General features: G+C 42.6%; 4 protein-coding genes and 1 pseudogene. 4 read left to right on the forward strand and 1 reads right to left on the reverse strand.

Annotated elements, in window-relative coordinates:
* Positions 1-261 (forward strand): annotated as a pseudogene (locus tag ACRC27_RS00795) (MFS transporter); the annotation flags it as partial.
* 63 nt (positions 262-324) lie between these two features.
* On the opposite strand, the gene ACRC27_RS00800 reads toward ACRC27_RS00795, so the two are convergent.
* Positions 325-645, reverse strand: coding sequence for an HI1450 family dsDNA-mimic protein (locus ACRC27_RS00800; protein WP_438621760.1), 321 nt, complete (start codon positions 643-645; stop codon positions 325-327).
* 309 nt (positions 646-954) lie between these two features.
* On the opposite strand from ACRC27_RS00800, the gene ACRC27_RS00805 reads away from it, so the two are divergent.
* From ACRC27_RS00805 to ACRC27_RS00815, 3 genes are all read left to right on the forward strand, one after another.
* A complete protein-coding gene (locus tag ACRC27_RS00805) occupies positions 955-1,365 on the forward strand; it encodes a hypothetical protein (protein WP_438621761.1) in 411 nt (136 codons plus the stop codon).
* Between the two features lie 96 nt (positions 1,366-1,461).
* On the forward strand, positions 1,462-3,453 hold the full coding sequence (locus ACRC27_RS00810; protein WP_438638869.1) for an FUSC family protein: 1,992 nt from the start codon (positions 1,462-1,464) through the stop codon (positions 3,451-3,453).
* 250 nt (positions 3,454-3,703) lie between these two features.
* On the forward strand, positions 3,704-4,639 hold the full coding sequence (locus ACRC27_RS00815; protein ID WP_438638870.1) for a LysR family transcriptional regulator: 936 nt from the start codon (positions 3,704-3,706) through the stop codon (positions 4,637-4,639).
* The last annotated feature ends 78 nt before the right edge of the window (positions 4,640-4,717 follow it).

The following is a 4,717-nucleotide window of genomic DNA, read 5'->3' on the forward strand; positions in this document are numbered from 1 at the left end:
GGGATGGGGTTTGCCGCGTTTACTTTGTATCCGATAGCTATGGCACAAGCCAGTGAGCAGGTTGAGAAACACGAAATGGTGGCAATGAACCAAACACTGTTATTGAGCTATACGCTGGGTAGTTTAAGCGGGCCGCTGATCTGCGCATTAATGATTGAGATGATGGGTTACAACGGTTTATTTGCACTAATAGCACTGGTTAACGTACTTTTTATGTTGGTGTTGTTGCGCCAACCGCGCTGCCGTACGCTAATAAATTAACCAAACAAAGGGCGGATAGGGCAGTGATTGCCCTATCAAAATAGTATTATTTAGCTGTTTGACTTACTGTTTCCACTGAATATGACACTCTTTATACTCTTTATGACGGTTCAGCAGTACTCGGGCAAAAATATCATCAATCACATCGTCTTCGTTCACTAGACCGATCACAATCTCAGCGTACGTATCTACATCCGTTGGAATGCCCATCTCGCTGCTCCAATCTTCGCTTAGATCAGCGAGTTCAGCCGCGCCACGCTCTTCAAACTGCAAGTTGAACAAAATAATATCAGCAGGATCAAGATTGTCAGAGGCGAGCTCCAGAAAAATGTCATATGCATTATCAATTAGCTCATCTTCAGTCCAGCATTGTTGTTCGCTCATTCTTCTCTCGGCATTGTCAGATATAGGAAATTCACCTGACTATTAAACCACTAAATGTGTGTTTATCCCATATGTATGCTATCGGAATACCCGTGAATGTGTCGCTAAGATGAAAGCGTGGGATAAGATTTGTCATTGAAGATAAATGCAGGTCAGATCACATTTTTGATTTAATTTGTAACACAATATACTCATGGGAGTACTTTAGATCTCCACTTATTGAGCGTACGATTTATCGCTTATGTGCACTGTTGCACACCCGTATTTATGGTTTCTCCCATTCGATTTAGCAAGTGGCTATCACATATTATGAACAATAAATGGATTTCCCCTTTTGTACTGACTTACGGCGCAGTGTATCTGCTGTTTATCTGTCTTGATGGCATATTTTCACTGTTTATTGATATCAGTGAAGTGGCTATCGGTGTTGGGTTATCCGGCTATTTTTTTGCGATGAAATATGCCATGCGTCGTATCCCCAAAGGTGTCGTGTTTTTCCAGCGCTCTGTGATTGCCGCATTTATCACCACATCACTCATTAATGTATTGGCAGTAGGAATTATCCTGTTGATGCTGATTTCCGGTGGGTTCTATATCTCTGAAATGGCTCCGTATTTCACCCCTTCCATGATGGTTGAATATCAGATTTTGTCACTTTTTTTCATTATTCTGGGTGTGAAGTACTACGGCAAACAAAAAACAGAACGTTACAGCAATTAACACCTTGTCTTTTTTACCGGAGGTTCTCCGGTATGGTTAATGTCTTACGCGCGGTTTATCAGGCCGCGCTATTGTGGTAAATGATAATAGTATTGTATGAAAAAGTTGTTTTCCCGCCTGCTTGAATGGTTACCCAGCCGCGCTGATTTGCCTGATGGCGTTCGTATTTCAATTCCTATGATGTTGATTTTGCTTATTTGTGTCTGGGCTGGGCAACCTGCTGCCGGTGTAGGAGGCCTGATTACGGCATGGCTGGTGGGCGTATTGGGACGCGATCTTTCATACCCTAAACGGGCAAAGCTGTTATCTCTTTCCGGTGTGATCTGTATTTTGGCAACCGTGATTGCACAGTTTTATGTGCTTTCCCCGTGGCTTGGTATGTTGGTGCTTTCGTTGTTTGGCATGATTTATGGCCTGATGGGGAATCAACGCAAATACATTCAGCTGATCGCTTACAATTTTGGTTTTACCCTGATCATGGCGTTGCATTTTGCGCAAGAGGGGATCCACGGGCAAATTATACTGGCCGCGAATACGGGTGCTGTATTTTTAGCGCTATTTTTCTCATTAATTGGTTGGTTTGGTGGTTCTTCCCGCCAAGGTGAACGTTTACTGCTAAACGTTAATCACCACCTGGCTGAATATGTACAAAGTTTAGCGTCACACGCGTTTACTGACCCGTGTCAGACATTACTGCAACGCGAGCGTTTTGACAGCGCACTGGGTGTGTTGGCCAACTGGCTGCGATCTATTCCTGTTACCCTTCGTAGCCGCCGTTACTATCGCGAATTTAAAGCGATGCTGGCATTTTCCGGCGGATTAAACAGTCTTGCTCGTACTCTGTATGAACTTGATCAGCATGACAAATTGGCGTGGGATACCCGCAAATGGTTAATGGCCGTGAGTACGGCAATTCGTACCCAGCAGCTTGAATTACCTGAGTTTCATGCAGAGCAGGGCAGTGAAGTGGCTTTATCCGTGGCGTTATCAGTTAGCAGTATTCAGCAGGTATGGCAGCAAAAAAATCAGCGATTACAGAGCATGCTGACATGCTGGAATAAAGATGAAATCGAGCGGGTATGGCCGTGTGATAGAGTCAGCTTTATCGAGAATCTTAAAACAGCCTGTCAATGGGGCTCGCGTGAAGTGCAGCACGGCCTGAGAATGATGGTGGTAATGACCTGTGCGCAGAGTCTGGCACTCTATTTTCATGTTCAACAAGGGTATTGGATCACTCTAACAGCCTTTATTGTGCTTCTGACTGCTCCACTGGGGGCTGCCCAAAATCGTATCCGATGCCGTTTTTATGGCTCATTTATGGGCGGAATGTTAGCGTTAGGAATATTGGTGTGGGTACATAACAGCCCGATTATTTTAGTACTCACCTGCATTGTCACCTTTATGGCTTTTGCAACCTACTATAAAACGCGTTACGAAGTGCATGTTTTTTGGCTGACGATGCTGATTGTATTTGCCATTGCACAGATGAACCCAACCGAGCCTGTGATTGCACTGTATCGTGTATTTGACACTTTGCTGGGTACGGCGTTGGCATTTTTGTCTATCCACTTAATTATGCCAAGTTGGACACGCTTGTGGATTGACTCACATGTGATCCGCTTCATCAAACAGGAAATATTGTTGTTATCAGCAATTACCCAACATTCTGATAATGTGCATGTTTATCTTTGGCAGGCGAACCGAGCTTACCGGAAGCTGCATGAAGAAGTGAATTACCTGCACCTTGAGCCGAATGCTAGCCCCCGTAATCTGCAAGATTGGCGTTCACTGCTGCTGCTGCTTGTCCGTTTACATGATGCAATTCAAAGTTTGTATGAACAACAGCAAACACAAGTTGTCTACACAGAATACGCGATGCACGGCTTGCAGAATGAATCGATTAACTTGCGTATTGATCATCTTGCGCAATGGGCCGCTGCATTTCCGCTTCGCCATCAAGCGGTTGTTGCACCCCAAAGCGCGCTTTCTACCGAACAGCAGCACACGTTTTGGCGGTTATCGTTAATTGATCGTGATTTGAAACAACTTTTTAGCTGGTTAGACCATCAGCGGCCATTCACACTTTAATGAAACAATAAGTTATAAAAAGGCTAAGGTAAATAAACTATCTTTATGAAATAAATGGATTTATTGGTGCAAATCGTTCTATTGAACTATCTTTCATGTACATCATTATGCCGAAGAGGTGCGCTGATTTTCTGAACAAGAGAAAAAGCACACTTCTTTAACGTAGGTAATCCTGTATTATTCGGCAGATTTTTTATCTGAAGGCCTCAGTAAAGGAACGATTCAGATGCGCTTTAAATTAGATGACATGATGTTATTTATTCGGGTGGCCGAAAAACTTAGCTTTAGCCGTGTGGCTGAAGAGCTTGATATTCCACAGCCAACAGTTAGCCGCCGAATTCGTTATTTCGAAGATCAGCTGCGTCAACGGTTATTTGAACGTACAACACGACAAATTCAGCTTACTGAAATAGGTCAGGGTGTTTTAAAACACTGTTATTCTGTTTTAGATGAAATTAAAGAGCTGGAAAACTTTATTGATGAGAGCCATCAAGACGTTTGTGGTGAATTGGTGATAGCCTCTTCGGCACGCGTTGGATCACAATTAGCGAACTTTTTTTTATCCAGTTTTTTGGATGCTTACCCACATGTCAGCATTGTGCATAAGCATATACAGATGCAAGAAGGGTATGGTGATTTTGACGGCGATATTCTGCTCAGTCAGCATAAACCGAGTAACGGAAATCTCATTGCGCAACGAATGAGTACTGGCCGACGTTCGTTTTATGCATCACCTTCCTACATTGAAAAATTTGGTTTGCCGAAAAGCCCTGAAGAGTTTATTAATCATAAGTTCGTTATGTTTGATGATGGGTTTTTACCTCCTGATACAATTAAATACTCCTTATCTGACGGGACGATACGTGAACAAAAGGTCTGTGGATCACTGACTTTTTCTAACGTAGAAAATGCTTATGGCAGGGCATTACAAGGCCATGGAATTATCTGGTCACCGTTTATTTTAGCCTGCAAAGATGTTGAGTTAGGCAACATTATTCCCTTATTTGACGGGCAGTTCGGTCTTGATTTGCCGTTTTATGCAATATACCGATCTCGTCGTAATCAACCGGCTAAGATAAGGTGTTTTATTGAGATGTTGAAAACATCATTTGAACAAATTAATCAGGATAATTATTCAAAATTTGCATACCCCTATACGCTGAGTGATATAGATGAACGCAGATAGCTAGTTTACATTCACCGCACTCTCTTCATTTTTGGTACTAAAGATTAAATATTGTAATGAATTAAATCCATTACAATA

Source organism: Plesiomonas sp. (assembly GCF_051650925.1).
In the GTDB taxonomy this organism is placed as follows: domain Bacteria; phylum Pseudomonadota; class Gammaproteobacteria; order Enterobacterales; family CAMTGL01; genus Plesiomonas.